Origin of the sequence: Nocardia sp. CA-135398 (genome assembly GCF_050955845.1) — a bacterium.
Taxonomy (GTDB): domain Bacteria; phylum Actinomycetota; class Actinomycetes; order Mycobacteriales; family Mycobacteriaceae; genus Nocardia.
The window spans coordinates 7,380,706-7,407,295 of record NZ_CP192084.1; the positions used below are offsets into that span (position 1 = coordinate 7,380,706).

General features: G+C 66.4%; 2 protein-coding genes. Both read right to left on the reverse strand.

From position 1 onward, the window contains the following. Positions 1-10: 10 nt before the first annotated feature. Positions 11-15,838: an SDR family NAD(P)-dependent oxidoreductase gene (locus ACQP1T_RS32885; RefSeq protein ID WP_433756914.1), complete on the reverse strand. Its 15,828-nt coding sequence runs from the start codon at positions 15,836-15,838 to the stop codon at positions 11-13. Beyond that, positions 15,835-26,583, reverse strand: coding sequence for a type I polyketide synthase (locus ACQP1T_RS32890; RefSeq protein WP_433762453.1), 10,749 nt, complete (start codon positions 26,581-26,583; stop codon positions 15,835-15,837). The genes ACQP1T_RS32885 and ACQP1T_RS32890 overlap by 4 nt, the downstream gene beginning before the upstream one ends. Positions 26,584-26,590 lie beyond the last annotated feature (7 nt).

A 26,590-nucleotide genomic window follows, 5' to 3' on the forward strand; every position in this document is an offset into this window, starting at 1 on the left:
TATTGTTCCGTCAGTCCTCTGAGTAGCCGTTGTAAGCCAGGTCGATCAGGTCATCGATATCGAGCTCATCAATCGATTCATCGGTGATGTTCTGATCGATCTCGCCGTGCCCTTCCTGCCCGCGCGCGAGTTTCATGAGGGCATCCAGCAGGCCCGCGTCGCGGAGACGACTGAGCGGGATTGTTTGGAGGGCACTTCGAATTTCGTTGTCCGATGGGTCCGCCGACCGGTCGGGGTTGTGGTGGTCGGTGAACTCGTCGGCCAGGTATTCGGCCAAAGCCTGTGGTGACGGATAATCGAACACCAGAGTCGCGGGCAACCGCAGACCCGTAACGTCTTTGAGTGCGTTGCGGAACTCGATAGCGGTGATCGAATCGAAGCCCAGCTCGTTGAACGGTCTATCCGCCGCAATCGAATTCGCGTTCCGATGACCCAGAACCGCCGCGACCTGACCGCGAACGATTTCGACGAGAACACCGAGTCGTTCACTGTCGGGAGTGTTCGCCAAACGAGCACGCAGCGTCGTGGGTGCGCCCGAGACTGTTTCGCGGCGAGCAGGGACCAGGCCGGAGAACAGGGCGGTGGCGAACCCCGCGCTGCGGAGGCCCACCAGATCGAGACGGGCGAGGATGGGTGCCGCCGTGCCGATCTCGGCCGCGGCGGCGAACAGCGCCAGGCCCTGTTCCTCCGACAGCGGCAGCATGCCCGAACGAGACATACGGTGCCGGTCGACGTCGCTGAGCTCCGCGGCCATGCCCCCGTCCATGCCCCACAGACCCCACGCAAGTGACTGCCCGCACCTCCCGGACGCCCTACGGTGCATCGCCAGCGCGTCCAGGCACGCATTGGCCGCGGCATAGTTGCCCTGGCCAGGGCCACCGAACGCACCGGCCGCCGAGCTGAACAGCACGAACGCCTTCAACGGCAGATCGGCGGTCAATTCGTGCAGGTGCAGGGCGGCATCGACCTTGGGCCGCAACACCACGTCCATCCGATCCGGGGTCAGCGACGCGATGGCACCGTCGTCGAGCACACCAGCCGTATGGAACACACCGGTGAGGGGACGGCCCGCGGGAATGTCGGCCAGCACCTCGGCGAGCGCACCGCGATCGGCGACATCGCACGCGGCGAACTCGACCTCGGCACCGAGACCCCGCAACTCCGCCCGCAGTTCGGCGGCGCCGGGAGCGGAGGCACCGCGCCGACTCAGCAACAGCAGATGGCGAACACCGTGGGCATTGACCAGGTGCCGGGCGAACAACCCACCGAGGAAGCCGCTGGCACCGGTGATCAGAACTGTCTCGTCCGGACCGAAAGAAGAACTCGGAGCCGAAGTGGAGGCCGCTCGGGTCAGTCGCGCACTGTGTACCTGCCCGCTGCGCACAGCCACCTGCGGTTCTGCGGAAGCCAGAATCCCGCCGAGCAGTCCGTCGATGTCGGAATCGGTGTCTATCAACACGATTCGGTCAGGGCTTTCCGCCTGCGCGGAACGAACCAGACCATGCACCGCGGCGCCGGCCAAGTTCGTAATGTCTTCCCCGGCAACCGATACCGCACCACCGCTCCGAACTACCAGCACGGACTCACCGAACCGCTGATCGGCAATCCAGGCCTGAAGCACTTGCAGCACACCGTGAGTCGCGGCACGAACGGTCGCAGGATCATTACCCACCGGGCAGTCCAACACCACCGCGGCCGGAACCTCGTCACCGAGATCCGCCCATGCCACCGTGCTGACCTCCGTGTTGGACACCGAAATCGGTGTCCAATCGACCTGGAACGCGTTGGCCACAGTGGATGCGTCGGCGGTGAGCTGCGCGGGATCGATCGGCCGGGAAGCCAGCTGCCGCACCGTCGCCACCGGAGCACCGGTCGGGTCTGCGAGATCCAACGCCACAGCATGCTCGCCGACTCGGGTCAGCCGGACCCGCACCGCATCAACCCCAGCCGCGTGCACCGTGACACCGGACCACTCGAACGGCAACGCGAGACCGGTTTCGTCCGCCGACATGTTGCCGGTCAACCGCAGGGCATGCAGAGCGGCGTCCAGCAATGCCGGATGGATCCCGAAACCCTTGGCTTCCTGCGGGTCAGGTAGCGCGACTTCGGCGAACAATTCCTCGCCGCGTTGCCATGCCGCCTGCAGACCTTGGAAGTAGGGACCGTACCCGTACCCGCCATCGAGCAGTTCGTCATAGACACCATTGATGTCCAGCGGCTGCGCACCGGCCGGGGGCCACGAGGCGAGGTCGACAGCAGTCGCCACGTCATCCGGGGCGAGCGCACCTTCGGCGTTCAGCGTCCACGATGACGCCGAACCGACATCCCCATCGGGGCAGGAGAAGATCCGCACCGCGCGACGGCCCGTCTCGTGCTCGGCACCGACCACGACACGCACCGCAATGCCCGCCGACTCCGGCAGCACCAGCGGAGCCTGCAGGACCAAGTCCTCCAGAGTCGGACAGCCCACCTGCTCCCCGGCATGCAAGGCCAGTTCGACCAAACCGGTACCGGGGAACAACACCGTGTCCATCACCTTGTGATCGGCCAGCCACGGATGCGTCTGCACCGACAAGCGTCCGGTGAGCGTCACCGTGTCGGAGTCCGGTTGCGACACCACCGCCGAAACCAGCGGGTGTCCGGTGGTCGCCAGACCCATCGCGCGGGCATCGCCACTACCGGCCGATCCCTCGCGCATCCAGTAACGCTGGCGCTGGAAGGCGTAGGTGGGCAGGTCGATTCGCCGAGCACCGGTACCGGCGTACGGAGCGGCCCAGTCCACGTCGGCGCCGGAGACGAACAACTCGGCGACACCACTCATTACCGCCGACACATCGGCACGGTCTCGACGCGCCAGTGCCACCACCGTAGAAGTACCGGTATCGAGAGTCTGGGCGATCATCGGAGACAACACCGCATCAGGCCCGACCTCAGCGAACCGGGACACACCCAAATCCGCCATCGCCACGACCGCATCAGCGAAACGCACCGTCTCACGAACCTGACCCACCCAATACAACGGATCACACATCTCATCGATGATCCGGACACCAGTCACCGTCGACACCAACGGAATACTCGGCGGCGCGAACGTCAAACCCGCTATCGCCGTCGCGAATTCAGTCAGCATCGGCTCCATCAACACCGAATGGAAAGCATGCGACACCCGCAACCGATGCGTACGCCAACCCTTTTCAACACAACGATCGACAACAGCCGCGACAACATCCTCGACACCAGAAAGCACCACCGACGACGGACCATTCACCGCCGCGATCGACACCCCACCAGCCAGCAGCGGCAACACATCGGCCTCCGACGCGCCCACGGCAACCATCGCCCCACCAGCAGGCAACGCCTGCATCAACCTGCCACGCGCCGCAACGAGCACACACGCATCCGCCAACGACAACACCCCGGCCACATGCGCCGCAGCCACCTCACCAATCGAATGACCCGCCACCACATCCGCACGCACACCCCACGATTCGAGCAGACGGAACAACGCCACCTCGAACGCAAACAACCCCGCCTGCGCGAACACCGTCTGATCAACCAGATCACCATCGACCAACGCCACACTCAACGAAACCGGCTGCCCCAGAAGCGGATCCAACTCAGCGACAATCCCGTCGAATGCCTCGGCGAACACCGGATACGCACCGCGTAGCTCCGTGGCCATACCGGCCCACTGCGCACCCTGACCCGAGAACACCACACCCGTCGAACCCGCCGTCACACGACCGGACACCACACCAGGTGCGCGCACACCGGCAGCCAACGACCGCACCCCGGCCAGCAGATCATCGCGGTTCCCCGCGACGACAACAGCCCGATGCTCGAAAACACCACGCGTCGACGCCAACGAGAAGCCGACATCGATCGAGGCGTGGTCATCCACGTGCGATGCCAGGCGGGCAGCTTGAGCCGCAAGAGCCGCACCACTGCGCGCCGAGAGCATCCACGGCAACACAGCCGGGACCGAATCCAGCACCGGAGCCTGTTCTACCACCGGCTCGGTCACCGGAGGCTGTTCAACGATGACGTGAGCATTGGTGCCACTGATACCGAACGAGGACACACCAGCACGACGCGGCCGATCAACCTCCGGCCACGCCACCGAATCGGTCAACAACTGGATATGGCCTTCGGACCAATCGACCTTTGTCGAGGGCTGATCAACATGCAGCGTTCGAGGTAGAACCCCATGGCGCATCGCCATCACCATCTTGATGACGCCGCCCACACCCGCGGCAGCTTGAGCGTGACCGATATTGGACTTCAACGACCCCAGCCACAGTGGACGCTCCGGGTCCCGGTCTTGGCCGTAAGTCGCCAGCAGCGCTTGGGCTTCGATCGGATCACCCAAAGTCGTACCGGTGCCGTGAGCTTCGACCACATCGACATCGATCGGCGACACACCGGCATTCGCCAAAGCCTGACGGATCACCCGACGCTGCGACGGACCATTCGGCGCGGCAAACCCATTCGAGGCACCATCCTGATTCACCGCCGAACCAGCAACCACCGCAAGAACTTCATGACCATTGCGCTGAGCGTCCGACAACCGCTCCAACACCAATACACCGACGCCCTCGGACCAACCCACACCATCGGCGGTATCGGAGAAGGACTTACACCGACCATCCGCGGACAAACCCCGCTGACGGCCGAACTCGAGGAACATATCCGGTGTCGCCATCACCGCCACACCACCGGCCAAGGCCAGATCACACTCACCCGACCGCAACGACTGCGCGGCCAGATGCAACGCCACCAACGATGACGAACACGCGGTATCCACGGTGACCGACGGTCCCTCCAGACCGAATACATACGACACCCGGCCCGAGACCAGACTCCCCGCAGAGCTGCTACCGGTACCGGTTCCCCGGGCGTAGTCGTGGTACATCACACCGGTGAACACACCGGTCGAACTGCCACGCAGCACGGCTGGATCCACACCGGCCCGCTCCAACGCCTCCCAAGACACTTCCAGCAGCAACCGCTGCTGGGGATCCATCATCGTGGCTTCGTTGGGGCTGATCCCGAAGAAATCCGCGTCGAATTCGGCTGCGGAGTACAGGAATCCACCCTGACGGGTATACGTCTTACCCACCTTACCGGGTTCGGGATCGTAGATGCCCTCGATATCCCAGCCTCGATCCATCGGCATCGCGTCGGTGGTATCGATGCCCGAGGTGACCAGACGCCACAGATCCTCGGGCGAGGCGACATCGCCGGGGTAGCGGCAGCCCATCGCCACCACCGCGATCGGGTCGTCGTTGGCTCGGACCCGACTGATCGCGAGCTTCTCGACAGCCGCGGTGCCGGTGAGTTGGGAATCGATGAACTCGGCGACGATCTGCGAGTTGGGGTGATCGAAGACCAGCGTGGCAGGCAACTGCAAGCCGGTCGTAGCGTTGAGCTTGTTCCGGAACTCGATGGCGCCCAAGGAATCGAAGCCGAGCTGTTGGAAAGCTTGTCGGGGTTCAACAGCTTCCATCGAGGTGTGTCCGAGGATCTCGGCGGCTACCGATCGAACGAGGTCGAGCAGAGCGCTCTTGCGATCGGCGTCGGAGAGACCAGCCAGCGTTTGCAGGAACGCCCGCCCTGCCGCTGTCCGAATCTGGCGACGGACCGGTGCCGGTGCGATCGCGCGGACCAGAGCGGGAATCTGCTCACCCCGAGTCCGAAGCACCGCCGGATCAACCCGCAACGCCACCAACTGAGCAGTATCAGTAGCTATCGCCGCATCGAACAACGCCAAACCATCGACCTCGGAAAGCGGCGGGAAACCCAGCCTGCGCATCCGATCGAAATCATCCTCCGACAGGTCACTACCAAGCCCGCTCGACCGCGCCCACAGGCCATAATCGATAGCGGTCGCAGGCAAACCCAGACTATGCCGATGGGCGGCGAGGGCATCGAGGAAAACATTCGCGGCGGCGTAATTGGCCTGACCAGCGGCCAGCACCAACCCACCCGCCGACGACAACAGCACGAACAGCGACAGCGGGTGCTGGCGAGTGAGTTCGTGCAGATGCCACGCCGCATCGACCTTGGGCCCGAAGACATAGCCGATCCGGTCCCCGGGCATCGACTCGATCACACCGTTGTCCGCGGTACCCGCCGCATGCACCACACCCACCAGCGGATGCTCGACTGGAATGCTGTCCAGCAGTGCCGCCAGCGCATCCCGATCGGACACATCACATGCGGCGATGGTCACCTGTGCGCCGAGCTCGACCAGCTCCGCACGCAACTCAGCAGCGCCAGGAGCATCCGGGCCACGCCGCGATGTCAGAAGCAGTTGCCGCACACCATGTTCGGTCACCAGATGCCGAGCAATCACCGCACCCAAACCACCCGTACCACCGGTCACCAGCACGGTACCCGGCTCGGACAACCGAACAACCTCGCCGGCCGCGTGACGAGTCAATCGCGGCACGAACACGCTCGAACCCCGCAGCGCGGCCTCCGGCTCCGCCGCGACCGCAGCCGACACCGCCGCTACGGAGAGCGGATCGCCGTCTTCATCCAAGTCGAGAAGCTGGAACCGACCCGGGTGTTCGGCCTGCGCGGCACGCAATAGACCCCACACCGGCGCCTGACCGAGATCCACCTGTTCGGAATCGGCAACAGTCACAGCGCGTTCGGTGAGCACAACCAAACGAGAGTCAGCGAAGCGAGTATCGCTCAACCAAAGTTGGACAGTGTCGAGAACACTGAACGCGATCTGCCGGGCAGCCTCCGGCACCACACCGTCATGGTCGGGGCACTCCAACAACACGATGTCAGGAACAACAGCATCGGGAGTCGCATCGAGATCAGCGATCAACGCCGCAAGATCGCGATAACCCCGCACCTCACCGGAATTCTGGCTCCCACCCAGTACCGCCACACGGCCCGGCTCGACGCTCACCACCGACGGCGCAACAGCGACCCAATCCACACCGAACAAGGCATCCGACACCGGGTTCGCGTTGAGCCGATCGGCAGACACCACGCGAGAAACCAACGCGCCCACAGACAATACGGGCTGACCCTGCTCATCAGCCATCTGCACCGCGAACCGGTCGCCATGAAGCACAATCCGGACCCGCACCGCGGCAGCACCGGCCGAGTGCACCACCACCCTGTTCCAGGTGAACGGCAGCGCCGGGAAACCAGCACTGCCACCGCCGCGAAGCGCATGGATTATCCCGGCATGCAATGCCGAGTCGAACAGCGCGGGATGGATCCCGAAGCCCTTGGCTTCCTGTGGATTCGGTAGCGCGACCTCGGCGAACAACTCATCACCGCGCTGCCACGCCGCCTGCAACCCCTGGAAGAACGGGCCATACCCATATCCGATATCGAGCAGCTCGTCATACGCACCGCTGATGTCCAATGGCTGGGCGCCAGCCGGAGGCCAAGAGGCGAGGTCGAAATCCGCCACTCCGTCACCCAGCGCGAGCACCCCTTCGGCATGGAGAACCCACGGCCCCTCGGTCGACTGCCGAGAATGCACGCTCAGCCTTCGGCGGCCGACCTCATCAGGGGCGGCCACCACGACCTGTACTGCGATACTGCCCTCGACCGACATGGTCAGCGGAGTGTGCAGAACAAGTTCGTCCACCACTTCGCAGCCCAGCAGACCACCGACGTAACCGGCCAATTCGACGAATCCGGTGCCCGGCAGCAACACCGTGCCGAGCACGCTGTGGTCGGCCAGCCATTCCACCGAATCCAGTGACCACCGGCCGGTGAAACTCACCGCACCCGAATCCGGGTGCGGCACAACGGCACCCAGCAACGGATGATCCACCGCGTCGAGCCCGACAGCGGTGACTCCGCCCAGTTCGGCACCCAGCCACGACTGCGCCAGCATCTGCTTGGCATCGAGCCAGAACCACTCATGCTGGAAGGCATAGGTAGGCAAGTCGATTCGCTGGGCCCCGGTACCGGCGTAGAAACCGGCCCAGTCCACATCGGTGCCGGAGACGAACAGCCCTGCCACCGCAGTCGATACAGTCGAGGCATCGGCGTGGTCGCGTCTGGTCAAAGCAACTGCCGTCGCGTCTTCGAGCGTCCGGGCGATCATCGGGGTCAGCACCGCATCAGGCCCGACCTCAGCGAACCGGGACACACCCAAATCCGCCATCGCCACGACCGCATCAGCGAAACGCACCGTCTCACGAACCTGACCCACCCAATACAACGGATCAGTCATCTCATCGATGATCCGGACACCAGTCACCGTCGACACCAACGGAATACTCGGCGGCGCGAACGTCAAACCTTCTATCGCCGTCGCGAATTCAGTCAGCATCGGCTCCATCAACACCGAATGGAAAGCATGCGACACCCGCAACCGATGCGTACGCCAACCCTTTTCAACACAACGATCGACAACAGCCGCGACCGCATCCTCGACACCCGAAAGCACCACCGACGACGGACCATTCACCGCCGCGATCGACACCCCACCAGCTAGCAGCGGCAACACATCGGCCTCCGACGCGCCCACGGCAACCATCGCCCCACCAGCAGGCAACGCCTGCATCAACCTGCCACGCGCCGCAACGAGCACACACGCATCCGCCAACGACAACACCCCAGCCACATGCGCCGCAGCCACCTCACCAATCGAATGACCCGCCACCACATCCGCACGCACACCCCACGATTCGAGCAGACGGAACAACGCCACCTCGAACGCAAACAACCCCGCCTGCGCGAACACCGTCTGATCAACCAGATCACCATCGACCAACGCCACACTCAACGAAACCGGCTGCCCCAGAAGCGGATCCAACTCAGCGACAATCGCATCGAATGCTTCGGCGAACACCGGATACGTATCACGTAGCTCCGTGGCCATACCGGCCCACTGCGCACCCTGACCCGAAAACACCACACCCGTAGAACCCGACACCACACGACCGGACACAACACCAGGTGCCTGTACACCGGCAGCCAGTGCGCGTACACCCGCCAGCAGACCGTCACGGCCCTCGCCCACGACCACTGCACGATGCTCGAAAACAGCACGCGTCGACGCCAGGGAGAAACCGACATCGATCGGATCGTGCTCGCCCACATGCGATGTCAAACGAGCAGCTTGACCCGCAAGAGCCTCAGCACTACGCGCCGAGACCACCCATGGCAACACGGTCGGGACGTTCTCGACCACCGGCACGGGAGCCGGTTCCGCTGGGGCCTGTTCGACGATGACGTGAGCATTGGTGCCACTGATACCGAACGAGGACACACCAGCACGTCGTGGCCGATCAACTTCCGGCCATGGCAGAGGCTCGGTCAACAACTGGATATGGCCTTCGGACCAATCGACCTTCGTGGAGGGCTGATCCACGTGCAAGGTCTTGGGCAGCAGCCCGTGCCGCATCGCCATCACCATCTTGATGACGCCGCCCACACCCGCGGCGGCTTGAGCGTGACCGATATTGGACTTCAACGACCCCAGCCACAGTGGACGCTCCGGGTCCCGGTCTTGGCCGTAAGTCGCCAGCAGCGCTTGGGCTTCGATCGGATCACCCAAAGTCGTACCGGTGCCGTGTGCTTCGACCACATCGACATCGACCGCAGACACACCGGCATTCGCCAATGCCTGACGGATCACCCGACGCTGCGAGGGACCATTCGGCGCGGTCAACCCATTCGAGGCACCATCCTGATTGACCGCCGAACCAGCGACTACCGCCAAAACCTGATGGCCATTGCGCTGAGCGTCGGACAACCGCTCCAACACCAGAACACCCGCACCCTCGGACCAACCCACCCCATCAGCCGCATCAGCGAAGGACTTGCACCGACCATCTGGAGACAACCCTCGCTGACGACTGAACTCCACAAACGTCTCCGGGGTAGCCATCACCGTGACACCACCGGCCAGCGCCAGATCACATTCACCCGACCGCAACGACTGCGCGGCCAGATGCAACGCCACCAACGACGACGAACACGCCGTATCCACGGTGACCGAAGGGCCCTCCAGACCGAATGCATACGAGACTCGCCCGGAGGCAATAGATCCCGAGTTCGCATTGGCCGGATAGTCGTGATACATCATGCCGGTGAAGACCCCGGTCGAGCTGCCGCGCAGCACCGCCGGATTCACACCGGCCCGCTCCAACGCCTCCCACGAGGTCTCCAGCAGCAGGAACTGCTGCGGATCCATCACCGAGGCTTCGTTGGGGCTGATGCCGAAGAACGCCGGATCGAATTCACCGGCGGAATGCAGGAAGCCACCCGCACGCGTGTAAGTGCTATTCGGGGTCTCGCCCGTGCGATCGTAGAGGCGCTCGGTATCCCACCCTCGGTTCACGGGGAACTCGGACGTCGCGTCGGTCCCGTCTACGACCAGATTCCAGAGGTCCTCGGGCGAACTGATACCGCCCGGGTACCGGCACGCCATGCCGACGATCGCAATAGGGTCGTAGTCAACAGCTTTCGCGGCAGTGACCGTGACCGCGATGTCCTGCCCTGTGCCGGTGAGTTCACCGGCCAGGTAGGTGGCCAGCGCCTGTGGTGTCGGGTAGTCGAAGACGACTGCGGGCGGCAGTGCCAGACCGGTGGCGGTCTTGAGTCGATTGCGCAACTCGACGGCGCCCAGGGAATCGAAGCCGAGGTCTTGGAACACGCGATCGGGATCGACCGCGGACACACCGTCATGACCGAGCACGGCCGCACTGTGGGTGCGCACCGTATCGAGCACCACCTGCCGCTGCCGATCGGCATCCAGACCGGAAAGCCGTTGCCGCAGACCCGACGTCACCGCCGAAGTCGGCACCGAGCGCCGGACCACTGTCGGTGCCAGTGCCCGCAGCAGCGGTGCCAGTAGTCCTGCCTCGGCCTGAGCACGGATCGCGGCGGTGTCCACCAAGGCGATCACCGCGTGTGCCGCGCCCCGATCGAGTACCGCATCCCATCCGGCCAACGCCAGTTCGTCCGGCATCGCGGTGAATCCGCCGCGACTCATCCTGGCCACATCGGCCTCGGCCAGCTGTCCGATCATGCCGCTCGAGCGCGCCCACGGACCCCACGCCAGAGACTGGCCCGCCAGCCCTCGCGCTCGACGGTGTGCCACCAACGCATCGAGGAAGGTGTTCGCTGCCGCATAATTGCCCTGCCCGGGACCACCGACCGTGCCGGAGACCGACGAAAAGACCACGAACGCAGCCAGATTCAGATCCGCGGTCACCTCGTGCAGATACCAGGCCGCGTCGACTTTCGGTGCCAGTACGGTGTCCACCCGTTGTGCGGTCAACGACGCGATGACCCCGTCGTCGAGCACACCCGCGGCGTGCACCACGGCCGTCAACGGCCACTGCGCGGGCACTTCGCCCAGCAGGCCCGCGACCGCGGCGGCGTCGGTGACATCGCAGGCCACCACCCGCACCTGCGCGCCCAGTTGCGCCAATTCGGCGCTCAGCGCGGCTACTCCCTCGGCTCCCGGGCCGCTGCGGCTGACCAGCAGCAACGACCGCACGCCGTGCTCGACCACCAGGTGCCGGGCCACGACCGCGCCCAAACCGCCTGTGCCACCGGTAATCAGCACTGTCCCCGCACCGAAGGCGCGAGCATCAACGTCGGCAACAGAATCGCGGGTTGCGGATCGAGTGAGCCGAGCGGTGTTGACGACACCGGCACGCACCACCACTTGCGGTTCGTCCACGTTGACTACCCTGGCCGCGAGCTGCTCGTCGATGTCGGTGTCCGCGTCGAGCAACACAATTCGGCCCGGATCCTCCGCCTGCGCCGCGCGCACCAAACCCCACACCGCGGCACCGGTGAGATCGGTGAGATCTTCACCGGGCAGCGCCACCGCGCCACGCGTGGCGACCAGCAGCGTGCTCGAGGCGAACCGATCCCGCCCCAGCCACGCCTGCACCACCTCGAGGATCCGTGCGACCTCGGTATGGGTGGCAGCCACCACGTCGGTGTCGGTGTGGTCGTTCCAGCCGGACCCGGCCTCGACCACCACCACCGGGGGTACCGGCGACTCCGGATCCAACCGATCCCACCGACCCATACCCGAATCCAGCACCGGCGCCGCGGATGCGGTCGGCGACCACACCAGCTCCAGTACCTGATCGGCCGCGGGTGCGGGCTGTTCCAATGGCATCGGCCGGGTCGTCACCGACCCCGACAACACCGGCTGTCCCTGCTCATCGGCCACCGACATCGACACCGACGACCCGGTCGTGGTCAGACGTACCCGCAACGCCGATGATTCGACCGCGTGCAGCGACACCGACTCCCACGAGAACGGCAGCACCACCTGCCCCGCACCGACCGCGAACGGTGACTCCGACTGTCCCGCACCGTTTTCGGGCACATCGGCCAGCAGCTTCGCGTGCAAGGCCGCGTCCAGCAGTGCCGGATGGATCCCGAACCCTTCGGCTCGCACCCCGGCGTCCGCATCGACGGCGATCTCGGCGAACACCTCCTCGCCACGTCGCCACAACGCCCGCACACCCTGGAACGCCGGACCGAAATCGTAGCCGCGCGCCAGCAAGCCGGTGTACGCGGCCGCGACACCGATACCGATCGCCGCGGACGGCGGCCATACCTCCGGTTCGGGTGCGGCCGAGTCGTCTCGGGTGGTCAGCAGACCACGCGCGTTCAGTACCCACTGCCCATCGCGGTCGTGTTCACCGCGCGAGTAGATCGATATCGACCGCTGCGCGAACTCGTGCTCGGGCGCGCCGACGACAACCTGGATCCGCACGCCACCTGCCGCCGGAAACACCAGCGGCACCTGCAGCATCAATTCCTCGAGCACCGGACACCCGGCTTCCGCACCGGCACGCAACGCCAACTCCACGAACCCGGTCCCCGGCAACAACATGACCCGACCGATGACATGGTCGGCCAGCCACGGCTGCGACAGCGGGGACAGATGTCCGGTCAGGATGACACCACCATCTGCCATCGGCAATGCCGCGTCCAACATGGGGTGTTCCACCACAGCCAAACCCGCGGATTCCACACCGGCGGTGCCGAGCGAGGGTTCGACCCAGTAGCGACGGCGCTGGAAAGCGTAGGTGGGCAACGGCACTCGTGAGACCGGGCGCGCGGCGAAAAACATACTCCAGTCGACGTCGACACCGACCGCGTGCACGTGCGCGAGGCAATTCACGAACTGCTCGACCTCGGCCCGTCCTCGACGTGCCCCGGCGAGCACCAGCGACTGCGATTCGATATCGTCCGGCAGACATTCCCTGGTCATCGCAGTCAGGACCGCATCGGGACCGATTTCCAGGAATCGGCGCACGCCAGAAGCCACCAGGGTGTCGACACCCGGGGCGAATCGGACGGCCGCCCGCACCTGCTGGACCCAGTACGTGGATTCGAGCACTTCATCCCCGGCGATCCGACCGGAGAGATTCGACACCAGTGGAATCTGCGGGCGATGGTAGGTCACATCCCGTGCGACAGCGGCGAACTCGGCCAGCATCGGTTCCATCCGGTGCGAATGGAACGCGTGCGACACCCGCAACCGCGAGGTCTTGCGCCCGCGGTCGGCAAACCACTGCTCGACGGCCGCAACGGCCTCCTCGTCACCGGAAATTACAACGGCCGCAGGTGAATTCACCGCAGCGATGGCGGCTCGGGCGTCATGATCGACGAGCGCCTCGGCTACCTCGTGCTCGCTGGCCGCGATCGCAGACATCGCGCCGCCTTCGGGCAGCCGCCCCATGAGGCGGCCGCGCGCCGCGACCAACCGGCACGCGTCCGGGAGCGACCACACACCGGCGATGTACGCGGCAGCCAGCTCGCCGATCGAATGTCCCACCACCACATCCGGTGTCACACCGAACGAGTTCATGAGTCGACTCAGCGCGACTTCGTATGCGAACAGCGCGGGTTGGGTGAATTCGGTCCGATCCAGAACGCTGGCATCGGCATTGCCGGGGCTGCCATCGGCCAGCTGACCGGTGAACATCAACTGCTTCAGCGAACCGCCCAGCAGTGGATCGAGCTGTTCGCACAGCTCGTCCAACGCGGCAGCGAATACCGGGAACGCCTCGTACAGTTCACGTCCCATCCCGACCCGCTGTGCCCCCTGTCCGGTGCACAGGAAGGCCGCCTTGCGCGTCACCGCCTTGCCTGCCGTCACACCGCCGATGCTGCTCGCCGAGCCGTGTTCGGCGAGCGCTGCCAGTCCGGCGAGCATCGCCTCTCGATCGGCGGCGACTACTGTTCCCCGCCAGTCCAGCCGGGCGCGGGTCGTCAGCAGTGAATAGCCGATGTCATCGACGGTCATGTCCGGGTGCTCGGTCACCCATTGCCGCAGTTTGGCCGCCTGTGCACGCAGGCCGTCCTCGGTTTTCGCCGATACCAGCCATGGGGTGACGCGGGCCGCGACGGCCTTCGCACCACGATCGGGGGCCTCGTCTGCCGGTTCTGCAGGGGCCTCCTCCAGGGCAGGGGCCTCTTCCAGAATCAGGTGGGCGTTGGTGCCGCTGGCGCCGAAGGAGGACACACCTGCGCGACGCAGCCGCTGTCCCGCCCGCCACGGTTCTGCCGTGGTGAGCAACCGCACCGATCCTGCCGACCAGTCCACATGCGGGGTCGGAGCATCGATATGCAGTGTCGCGGGCAGCATTTCGTGTCGCAGCGCCTGCACCATCTTGATCACGCCGCCGACACCCGCCGCGGCGGAGGTGTGCCCGATGTTCGACTTGAGCGAGCCGATACGCAGCGGATCTCCGGCGCGATCGCGACCGTAGGCGGCGATCAGCGCCTGCGCCTCGATCGGATCCCCGAGGGGGGTGCCGGTGCCGTGCGCTTCGACCACATCGATGTCGGCGGGCTTCAGACCGGCATTGGCGAGGGCCTGCGCGATCACCTTTTCCTGCGACGGACCGTTCGGTGCGGTCAGATGGCTGCTGGCGCCGTCCTGGTTGACCGCGCTGCCGCGGATGACCGCGAGGACCTGGTGGCCGTGGCGGCGGGCGTCCGACAGCCGCTCGACCGCCAGCATGCCGATGCCCTCGGAGAATCCGGTCCCGTTCGCGGCTGCCGCGAAGGCCTTGCACCGCGCATCCGGGGAAAGCGCACGCTGCCTGCTGAATGCGATCAGCACAGTGGGGTCGGACATCACGGTGACCCCGCCGACCAGGGCGAGCGAGGTCTCGCCCTGACGCAGCGCCTGACAGGCGAGGTGCAGCGCGACCAACGACGACGAGCACGCGGTGTCCACCGAGAGTGCCGGACCTTTGAAACCGAAGGTGAACGCGACGCGCCCGGAGACGATGCTGGCTGAAACACCTACGTAGGCATGCCCCTCCGACTCGGCGGTCAGGCCCGGCGAACCCACGCGGAGACCGTAGTCCAGGTGGAACACACCGGCGAAAACACCGGTGTCGCTGCCGCGCAGCGACACCGGATCGATGCCGGCGTCCTCCAATGCCTCCCATGCGCATTCCAGGAAAAGGCGCTGTTGCGGATCCATCGCCTCGGCGGCGCGCGGACCGATTCCGAAGAATCCCGCATCGAAGTCGCCTGCGGCATCCAGGAATCCACCTTCCCGGGTGTAGGCAGTCCCCGGCGTATCCGGATCGGTGTCGAACAGCCGCTCGAGGTCCCAGCCCCGGTTGGCCGGTAAGGGACCGATGGCGTCGGTGCCGGAAGCGACCAGATCCCACAGCTGCGCCGGAGTTTCGACACCGCCCGGATACCGGCAGCTCATGCCGACGATCGCGATCGGTTCGCTGGCACGTTCTTCCAGATCGTTGATGTGCTTCTTGGCGGCGCGGAGGTCTACGGTGAGCTTGCGCAGATACCGGCTGATCCGTTCCTCGTCGCTGGTGCCGGGGTTGCTCATGCTGGGCCGAACTCCTCGTCGATCAGATCCAAAAGTTCACTGTCGGAACGGAGTTCGAGGTCGTCGTACGCACCGCCGGACCACTTGCCGGTCAGGTAGGTACGCAGACGCTCGTTGACACCCCGTAATCCGGCAACGGTCTCGTCGTTGTCGCTGCCGTTGGCGATAATCCGCTCGAGCAGGATCTCGAGCTGCGCGATGTCGTCGGGCACCGCCGACGTCGGTTGCGCGGACACCGTTACCGCGGTCTGCGTCAGCAAGTAATCAGCGACAGCTCCCGCGGTCGGGTAGTCGAATATCAGGGTCGAGGGCAGCGACAGCCCCGTCACCTTCGAAAGCCGGTTGCGAAACTCGACTGCGCCGAGGGAATCGAAGCCGAGCTCGCTGAAGCCGCGATCAGGCTCGATGTCGTCGGCAGACCCGTAACCCAGTACTGCCGCCACTTTTTCCCGCACCAGGTCCAGGACGACCACACGTCGCTTCGGCTCCGGCACACCGTGCAGACGCTCCCCGAGCGACAGTTCAGCACTCGATGTCGTGGCCGACCGGCCGCGTTCGCGAACAAACCCGCGCAGCACCGCCGGTACCGGACCGGTATGCGCCTCCAGGCGCAGTTTGTCGGTATCCAGCCGCAACAGCGCGGACACCGGCTCGGCCGTGGTCAGCGATTCATCGAACAATCGCAGGCCGTCGGCACGGTCCAGCGGGGCCAGGCCCAGTCGCTCCAACCGGGCTAGGCCGGTGCGATCCAAAGCGCCTGTCATGCCGATGCCCTGCTGCCACGGACCCCAGGCAAGTGAGAGTGCCGGTAGTCCCGCGGCGCGGCGCTGCATCGCGAGGGCGTCCAGGAAGCTGTTCGCGGCAGCGTAATTCGCTTGTCCGGCGGAGCCGATCATTCCGGCGATCGACGAGAACATCACGAACGCCGAAAGTTTCATGTCCCGGGTCAGCTCGTGCAGATACCACGCCGCATCGGCTTTCGGAGCGAACACTCGATCGACCTGATCATCGGTGAGCGTGTGGAAGGTGCTGTCGTCGAGTACGCCCGCGGTGTGGACGACACCGGTCAGTGCGTGCTGCGCGGGAATGCTGAACAACAGATCTCGAAGCGCATCGCGGTCGGTGACATCGCAGGCGGCGATGCGCACCTCGGCGCCGGATCGGGACAGCTCTGCTGCGAGTTCCGTTGCGCCGTCCGCACGCTCGCCACGGCGGGATACCAGCAGGAGTCGTCGCACACCGTGCTCGGTGACCAGGTGCCTGGCCAGCAGCGCGCCCAATCCCCCGGTCCCGCCGGTGATCAGGACGGTCCCGGAGCCGAAGGATATGCGCTCCCCGTCCAAGGAGGTCAGCGCCGCCAGTTTCGGTACCAGGACGCGGTCACCGCGCACGGCCACCTGCGGCTCTCCGGTGGCAATCACAGACCGGATCGAGTCGACCGAAATCTGCTGCGCGCCAACGGATTCCTCTGTGTCGAGCAGCACCAATCGGCCCGGATATTCGGTCTGAGCGCTACGTATCAGCCCCCATACCGCCGCCGATGCGGGGTCCGGCGTCTCATCGGGCAGGGCCACGGCACGTGCGGTCACGATGACGAGCTGGGACCGTGCGAATCGCTCGTCGACCAGCCAGTCTCGCACCGTATGCAAGGCGGCATCGACCCGAGCCCGCCCGGATGACTGCGAATCATCGTGCGGTGCAGTGATTTCGGACCACACTACGACGTCCGGTACGGACGAAGCCGAAGCGAGCGCCGTCAGATCCGGATACCGCTCGCCGATTCCGGTCACTTGCGCGACTCCGAGCACGGCGGCGCTCCCGGCGGAAGTGCGTCCGTCCGGCAAGTCCACCGGCGCCCAGCGCAACCCGTACCGTGCCGCACGCGCGCCCGGCAGCATGGCGCGCAACTGCTGGACGTCGTAGGAGCGCATGACCACTTCATCGATGCTGACCACCGGGGTTCCGTCCTGGTCGACGGCCACGACGGCGATCGCCTCGCTGCTGCGCTGGATGGCCATCACCCGCAATGTCCTGACCGTGGACGTGCTGTGGAATTGCGTTCCGCCCCAGCGGAACAGGGATTTACTCTCGGCGGGGTTGCCCTCGCGGTCGGGCCGGATCAGACCGGCGATCCCGGCATGCATCACCATGTCGAACAGCGCCGGGTGCAGCCGGAACGCTTCGGTCGGGGTGTCCTGGTTCAGGGTGACCTGGGAGAAGACCGTGTCACCACTGCGCCAGGCGGCGTCGACGCCGATGAACGAAGGACCGTATTCCAGTACGGCGGCACGCGCCATCTGGGCCGGAATCCGCTCGGTATCCACCGGTTCGGCGTCGACGGGCGGCCACGGCCCGCTGCGCAGCATGTCCACGAGTCCGATGTCGATCAGCTGCCGACCGCTCAGCACGCCACTGGCGTTGCGCCGCCACTCGCTGTCGGTGTCGCCGGCGAGGCGGTAGTGGAACGTGAACGATCGACGTCCCGCGGAATCCGGTTCCCGCACCAGCACTTGGAGTTCGACTTCCCCCTGTTCCGGCGGGATGATCGGCGTCTCGAGGATGAGCTCCTCCACGGCACCGCATCCGATGCGCTGACCCGCGACCAGCAGCATGTCCATGAGCGCGGCACTCGGGACGAGCACCACTCCGTAGGTGGTGTGGTCGGCGATCCATGGATGGGTGCGCAGCGAAAGCCGCCCGGTGAACAGCCACTCGTCGCGGTCGGCCACTCGAACCACGTCGGTGAGCAGCGGGTGTTCCGAGGTGGCGTGCCGAGGCTCGCCGAGGGTTGGTTCGAGCCAATACCGCCGATGGTCGAAGGCGTAGGTGGGCAAGGCGACTCGTGATATCCGGCGGCCGGTGAACAGCCGATTCCAATCCACAGCCAGCCCGGCGATGTGCGCTTGGCCGAGCATCGTCAGGAACTGCTCGACCTCGTCGTGGTCCCGGCGGGCCGCCGCGGCGACCACCGATCGAGGCTCGACATCCGTGGGAAGCGTGTGCCGCGTCATCGCCGCAAGCACCGCGTCGGGTCCGACTTCGAGGAACCGTCGCACGCCCGACGCCACCAGCGTCTCGACACCGGGCGCGAAACGCACCGCGGCGCGCACCTGCGACACCCAGTACCCCGGATCCAGGATCTCGTCTCCCGCGATCCGGCCGGAGACGTTCGACACCAATGGAATCCGCGGGTCGTGGAAGGCCACTCGCGCCGCCACGGTCTCGAACTCGGCCAGCATGGGCTCCATCCGAGCGGAATGGAACGCATGCGACACCCGCAGTCGGCTCGTCTTGCGACCCGACTCGGTGAACTGCCGATCGATCTCGTCGACGGCGTCCTCGTCACCCGAGACCACAACGGCCGCAGGCGCATTCACCGCCGCCACCGACACCCGATCACCGAATCCGGCGATCGCCGCGCTGATTTCGGTCTCGGACGCGGCGACCGCGAGCATCGCGCCGCCCGCTGGCAGCGCATCCATCAGCCGCCCTCGTGCCGCGACCAGCTCGCAGGCGTCCTCCAGTGACCACACACCGGCCACATACGCCGCGGCCAGTTCACCGATCGAGTGCCCGATCACCATGTCCGGGACGAGTCCGAACGATTCCAGCAGCCGATACAACGCCACTTCGAACGCGAACAGTGCGGGCTGGGTCAGTCGTGTCCGATCCAGGATCCCGGTCTCCGCGGTGACTCCCTGATCGTCGATCAGGTGTCCGGTGAACATCGCTTGCTTCAGGGAACATCCGAGCAGTTGATCGAACCGGGCGCACACCTCGTCCAGCGCTTCGGCGAATACCGGGAAGGCCTCGGCCAGGCCCGCGCCCATGCCGACCCGCTGCGCGCCCTGGCCGGTGAAAAGGAAGGCGGTCTTCCCCGCGGCGACCGTGCCGGAAACCACGCCGGCCGAGGCGGACCCGGCGGCCAGCTTCGCCAGCCGCGCCAGCAGTTCGTCGCGATCGGAGCCGAGGACCGATGCCCGCCACTCGTGCTGCGCACGTGTCGTCGCGAGCGAATACGCCACATCCGCCGGATCGGCGTCGGGGCGATCGACCAGCCACTGCCGCAGCTTCGCCGCCTGTGCCCGCAGGGCGTTCTCACTCTTGGCCGACACCAGCCATGGCACCGCCGGGTGCGGATGGTCGGTAGCCGGTGGCGAGACCACAGGCCGAGCTGCGGGCGCTTCCTCGAGGATCAGGTGGGCGTTGGTGCCGCTGACCCCGAACGAGGACACACCCGCCCGGCGAACCGTTCCGCCGGCACGCCACGGTTCCGGCTGGGTCAGCAGGCGCACCGCGCCCGCGGACCAATCCACATGCGGGGACGGCGTTTCCGCGTGCAAGGTCGGGGGCAGAGCTTCGTGTCGCAGCGCCTGCACCATCTTGATCACGCCACCGACACCGGCGGCCGCGACGGTGTGACCGATATTCGATTTGATCGATCCGATGCGCAGCGGCTCCCGATCCCCGCGATCCTGCCCGTATGCGGCGATCAACGCGTTGGCCTCGATGGGATCCCCGAGGGGAGTGCCGGTTCCGTGCGCTTCCACCGCATCCACGTCGGCGGGGGTGAGCCCGGCATTCGCGAGGGCCTGCGCGATCACTCGCTCCTGCGACGGACCGTTCGGCGCCGTCAGGCCGTTGCTAGCACCGTCCTGATTCACCGCACTGCCCCGGATGACGGCCAGGACGTCATGGCCGAGCCGCTGCGCGTCCGACAGCCGCTCCAGAACCAGTACGCCCACGCCCTCGGCGAAGGCAACACCGTCGGCCGCCGCGGAGAACGCCTTGCATCGGCCATCCGGCGACAGGCCACGTTGCCGCGCGAAATCCACAGAGAGATAAGGAGTCGCGGCTACGGTGACGCCACCGGCGAGTGCCAGCGAACTTTCCCCCTGACGCAATGCCTGGCACGCTAGATGCAATGCCACCAGCGAGGACGAGCATGCGGTATCGATGGTGACCGCTGGTCCTTCGAGGCCGAAAACGTATGCCACGCGGCCGGATACGACACTGTGCGTGGTGCCGGTCAGCCGGAAGCCTTCCAGGTCACCGGTGACGCGATCGACATATCCGGAGGCGCACGCGCCCGCGAACACACCGGTGTCGCTGCCGCGCAACGTGATCGGGTCGATTCCGGATTCCTCCAGTGCCTCCCATGATGCTTCCAGCAGCAACCGCTGCTGCGGATCCATCGCCAGGGCCTCGCGCGGGCTGATTCCGAAGAATCCGGCGTCGAAATCACCGGCGTCTTCGAGGAATCCGCCGCCGCGGCTGTAGACCGTGCCTGGCTTGTCCGGGTCCTGGTCGATCAACTGCTCGAGATCCCAGCCACGATCGTTCGGGAATTCGGTGGTGGCATCGGTCCCCGACCGCACCAGATCCCACAACTGCTCCGGGGTGCGGACGCCGCCGGGGAATCGGCAGCTCATGCCGACGATCGCGATGGGCTCGTCCACGCGGACGCGGCGCGATACCCGTGTGGTCCGTGGACCGGATTCCGTTCCCTCGATCTTGGCGTGCAAGAGGGTGGCGACCGCCGCGGCGGTGGGATGATCGAAGACCAGGGTGGACGGCAACTGGACACCGGTGGCCTTCGATAGCCGGTTGCGGAATTCGACGGCGCCGAGCGAGTCGAATCCCAGTGCGTCGAATCGCTCGTCGGGACTGATGTCTTCGGCGGAACCATGGCCGAGCACGGCAGCCGCGTGCTCCCGGACCAGGTCGAGCACCACCTCGGCGCGGCGGTTCTCCGGTACCCGGCTCAGTCGTGTGCCGAGCGAGCTCGACGCGGCCGCGGTCCGGTCCGTGGTCCGGGGCAGGAAACCACGGAACACCGTCGGCACCGCACCGTTGCGCGCTTCGCGCCGCAGCTTCGCCGGGTCGAACCCGATCGCGACCAGGTGCGCGGCGGCGCGGCCGGTGGCCGCATCGAACAGCCGCAGACCTTCGTCGTTGCCGAGTGGGTGCAGACCGAGCCTTTCCCAGCGGGCGACGGCGCTGCGGTCCAGGCCACCGGTCATACCGGCGGCGGAATTCCAGGGCCCCCACGCCAGCGAAACCGCGGACAGCCCTTCGGCCCGGCGGTGGTGCGCCAGCGCGTCGAGGAAGGCGTTGGCTGCCGCGTAATTGCCCTGCCCGGCCGATCCGATCGTCGCCGCGACGGACGAGAACAGCACGAAGGCCGACAGGTCACGGTCGCGAGTGAGTTCGTGCAGGTGCCATGCGGCGGTAGCCTTCGAGCCGAACACTCGCCGCAATTGCTCGGTGGTGAGGCCCGCGACGGTGCCGTCATCGAGGACACCCGCCGCGTGTACCACGCCGGTCAGCGGATGATCGGCATCGATCGAATCCAGCAGAGCGCGCAGCGCTTCTCGATCGCCGACATCGCAGGCGGCCACCCGGACCGAAGTACCGGCCGCGGCCAGCTCGGACACCAGTTCCATTGCACCATCGGCGGTTTCGCCACGCCTGGACACCAGCAGCAAACGGCGGACGCCGTGTGCGGCGACCAGATGTCGAGCCACGAGTGCGCCGAGGCCACCGGTGCCGCCGGTGATCAGTACGGTACCGACACCGAATGACGGCGTCGCGTCGCGTTCGGGCGACGGGTGGGCCCGTCCCGGCTCGGCATCGTGCTCGGCTCGTGCTCTCGCCAGTCTCGGCACGAGCAATGCGCCCTCGCGCACCGCGGCCTGCGGTTCGTCTGCCGCGATCATCGCGCCGACCAGCGCGGGGTAATCCATGGGCGCGGCGGCAGACGGGTCGGCGTCGAGGAGGATGAACCGTCCCGGATATTCGGATTGGGCGCTGCGCATCAGGCCCCGAACGGCGGCCGCCGCGAGATCCGGTGCCGCGCCCGGCAGCGCGGCACCGTTCGTTGTCACCACGACCAGCCGAGTGTCGGCCAGACCGTCTTCGGCCAGCCAGGCCTGCACCGTCGCCAGCACGTTTTCCAGGTGGCCGCGAACGGCCGTGGGATCGTCGGCCGCGACATCGGGCTCCGGAGGCCAGATCACGACATCCGGAATAACTTGTGCCGCAGCCAGTTCCGACGGGCTCGGATAGCAGGTCTCGATTCCGGCGACCGGCACGGAACCGAGTACGGCCAGCCGGTCGGCGGACAGACTCGATGTCGCCGTCGGCGCGGGCGTCCACTGGATCTCGTAGAGGTCGACGTCATCTCCGGCCAGGGTGGCGCGCATCTGTTTCACGTCGTAGGGCCGCATGACGACCGCATCGACGGAAACCACGGGCCGTCCCGAATCGTCAACGGTCGCAACGGAAACCGTCTCCGGGCCGCTCGCCACCGCGATGACCCGCAGCGTCGTCGCCTTGACCAGCGGCTGGTGCAGTCGCGCCCCGCCCCAGCGGAACAGCAACCGGCCGGTATTCGGATCGCTGTCTTGATCGCGCCAGGCGAGCCCGGCCAGCCCGGCGTGCATCACCAGGTCGAGCAGTGCGGGATGCAGATCGAACCGCTCCGGTTCGGACGCGGCCGCGGTATCCAGGGTGATCTCGGAGAAGACGGTCCCACCCCGCTGCCATGCGGCCTCGACACCGATGAACGCCGGACCGTATTCGAGTCCGGATCCCTTCGCGATCCGCTCGGGAATCCAGGAGGTGTCCAGAGTTTCGGCGTCGGCAGGCGGCCATGCCTCGTCCCGCAGCCGGTCCAGCAGAGCATCATCGCCGTCCCATGAGGGGGCCAGTACGCCGCTGGCATTGCGCACCCATTCACCCGCACTACGGCCCGACTTCCGGAAGTAGAAGGTGAACGGGCGGCGGCCGCTCCCATCCGGCTCCTGCACCGATACCTGGAGTTCGACCTCGTCGTCCTCCGACGGCAGGATCGGAGCCTCCAGGGTCAGCTCCTCCACGACGCCGCAATCGATTCGGCCGCCCGCGACGAGCAGGAACTCGACCAGCGTCGCGCTCGGCAGCACCACGGTGCCGTAGGTCATATGGTCGGCGACCCACGGGTCGGTCGACAGCGAGAACCGGCCGGTGAAAACGAACTCGTCCTTACCGGCCACCGGCACCACACCGGTGAGCAGCGGATGGCCGAGCGTGTCGCCGGAGGGACGCGGCGGCAACCAGAATCGCTGGTGTTGGAAGGCATACGTAGGCAGGGGAATTCGGCGTACCGCCGGGTGACGCAACAGTGGCGTCCATTCCACGCTGACACCGGACGTGTGCGCGTGCGCCAGCATCGTCAGGAATTGTCGGGGCTCACCGTGATCCCGGCGCGCGGCCGCCGCCACCACCGACTGCCCGCCCTCCGGAAGGGTCTGCCGGGTCATCGCCGCCAGTACCGCGTCGGGCCCGACCTCCAGGAATCGGCGCACACCCGAGGCGATCAATGTCTCGATACCCGGCGCGAATCGCACCGCGGCCCGCACTTGCCGAACCCAGTAGGAAGGTTCCAGCACCTCGTCCCCGGCCAGCCGACCTGACACGTTCGACACCACCGGTAGGCGTAGTCGGTGGTACGTCAAACCCTTTGCGACAGTATCGAACTCGGCGAGCATCGGCTCCATCCGATGCGAGTGGAAGGCGTGGCTGACCCGCAGCCGCGACGTCTTGCGGCCGCGCTCGGCGAAGCTGGCCTCGATCTCGGCGACCGCGTCCTCGTCACCGGAAATCACCAGGGCCGCTGGCGCGTTCACCGCGGCGACCGACACGCGGTCGGGGTATCGAGCGACGACCTCGTTCACCTCGGTTTCGGATGCTCCGATCGCCAGCATCGCGCCGCCTTCGGGCAACGCACCCATAAGCCGGCCGCGCGCCGCCACCAACCGGCACGCGTCCTCGAGCGACCACAGGCCCGCGAGATATGCGGCCGCGACTTCTCCGATCGAATGGCCGATCAACACATCCGGGGTGACGCCGAAGGATTCCAGCAAGCGGTACAGCGCCACCTCGAAGGCGAACAACGCGGGCTGGGTGAACTCGGTCCGATCCAGAACCGTGGCACCGGAACGACCGAACATGATGTCTACGAGCGAGCACTCCAACATCGGATCGAACTGCGCGCATACCGAATCCAGGGCGTCCGCGAAAACCGGGAACGCCTCGCACAGGCCCGCACCCATACCGATCCGCTGTGCACCCTGACCGGTGAACAAGAATGCCGTCGTCCCCGACCCGACGGCACCTGTGACGACACCGGTGCCGGTCCCCGATTCGGCGAGGTTCGCCAGCCGCTCCAGCAGCTCGTCGCGATCGCGGCCGAGAACCACACTGCGCGAATCCAGTTGGGCCCGCGACGTCGCGAGCGAATAGGCCGCGTCAGAGACATCGATCTCCGGCCGCTGCGACAACCAGGTACGCAGCCGGGCAGCCTGCGCACGCAGACCCGCCTCGCCCTTACCCGACACCAGCAGCGGGATGACCGGCATATTCGACTGCCGATCCGCATCGTCTTCGTCGCCCTCGGCGGCCGCTACCGGTGCGGCCGGTGCTTCTTCGAGGATCACATGCGCGTTGGTGCCGCTGATTCCGAACGACGACACCCCGGCCCGGCGTACTCGATCGCCCGCGGTCCACTGTTCGGCGTCGGTCAGCAGACGCACCGCGCCCGCGGTCCAATCCACGTGCGGCGTCGGCGTTTCGGCGTGCAGCGTCCGCGGCAGCCGCTCGTGCCGCAGCGCCTGCACCATCTTGATCACACCGGCCACACCGGCGGCGGCCACGGCATGGCCGATATTCGATTTCAAGGAACCGATCCGCAGCGGTTCCCGATCGCCGCGATCCTGTCCGTAGGCGGCGATCAACGCCTGCGCTTCGATCGGATCGCCCAGCGAAGTGCCGGTCCCGTGCGCCTCCACCGCGTCCACGTCGACCGCCGATATCCCCGCATTGGCGAGAGCCTGCACGATCACCCGCTGCTGCGACGGACCGTTCGGTGCGGTCAAACCGTTGCTGGCGCCGTCTTGGTTCACCGCACTACCGCGAACAACGGCCAGGATGTTGTGCCCCAGCCGCTGCGCATCCGAAAGTCGTTCCAGTACAAGAACGCCCGAGCCCTCCGACCACGCCACACCGTCGGCGGCGGCCGAGAACGCCTTGCAGCGACCGTCCGGTGCCAGACCGCGCTGGCGGGAGAAGTCCACGTACAGATACGGGCTGGCCGCGACGGTCACACCACCGGCGAGCACCAGCGAGCTGTCGCCCTGGCGCAGCGCCTGGCACGCCAGGTGCAATGCCACCAGCGACGACGAGCACGCCGTATCCACCGTTACCGCCGGACCTTCCAGGCCGAACGCGTACGCGACGCGGCCCGAGATGACGCTGTGGGATGTGCCGGTCAGCCGGAATCCCTCGAGGTCACCGGTCACCCGTCCGGCGTATCCCGACGTGCAGGCGCCAGCGAAGACGCCGGTGTCGCTGCCCCGCAACGACATCGGGTCGATGCCAGCGTCTTCCAAAGCCTCCCAGGCTGTTTCGAGCAGCAGCCGCTGCTGCGGATCCATCGCCAACGCTTCACGAGGGCTGATACCGAAGAAGCCGGGATCGAAATCGCCCGCACCGCTGAGGAATCCGCCGTGGCGCGTATAGACCTTTCCCGGTTTGTCGGGGTCCGGGTCGAACAGCCGCTCCAGGTCCCAGCCGCGGTCGGCCGGGAATTCGCCGATCGCGTCCCGGCCCGCCGCCACCAGGTCCCACAGGTCCTCAGCCGACCGCACACCGCCCGGGAATCGGGCGCTCATGCCCACGATCGCGATGGGTTCGTCCGACGTCACACGCCGC

Coding starts and splice junctions, on each gene's coding strand:
- ACQP1T_RS32885 (WP_433756914.1), bottom strand. CDS start 15,838: ATGAGCAACCCCGGCACCAGCGACGAGGAACGGATCAGCCGGTATCTG.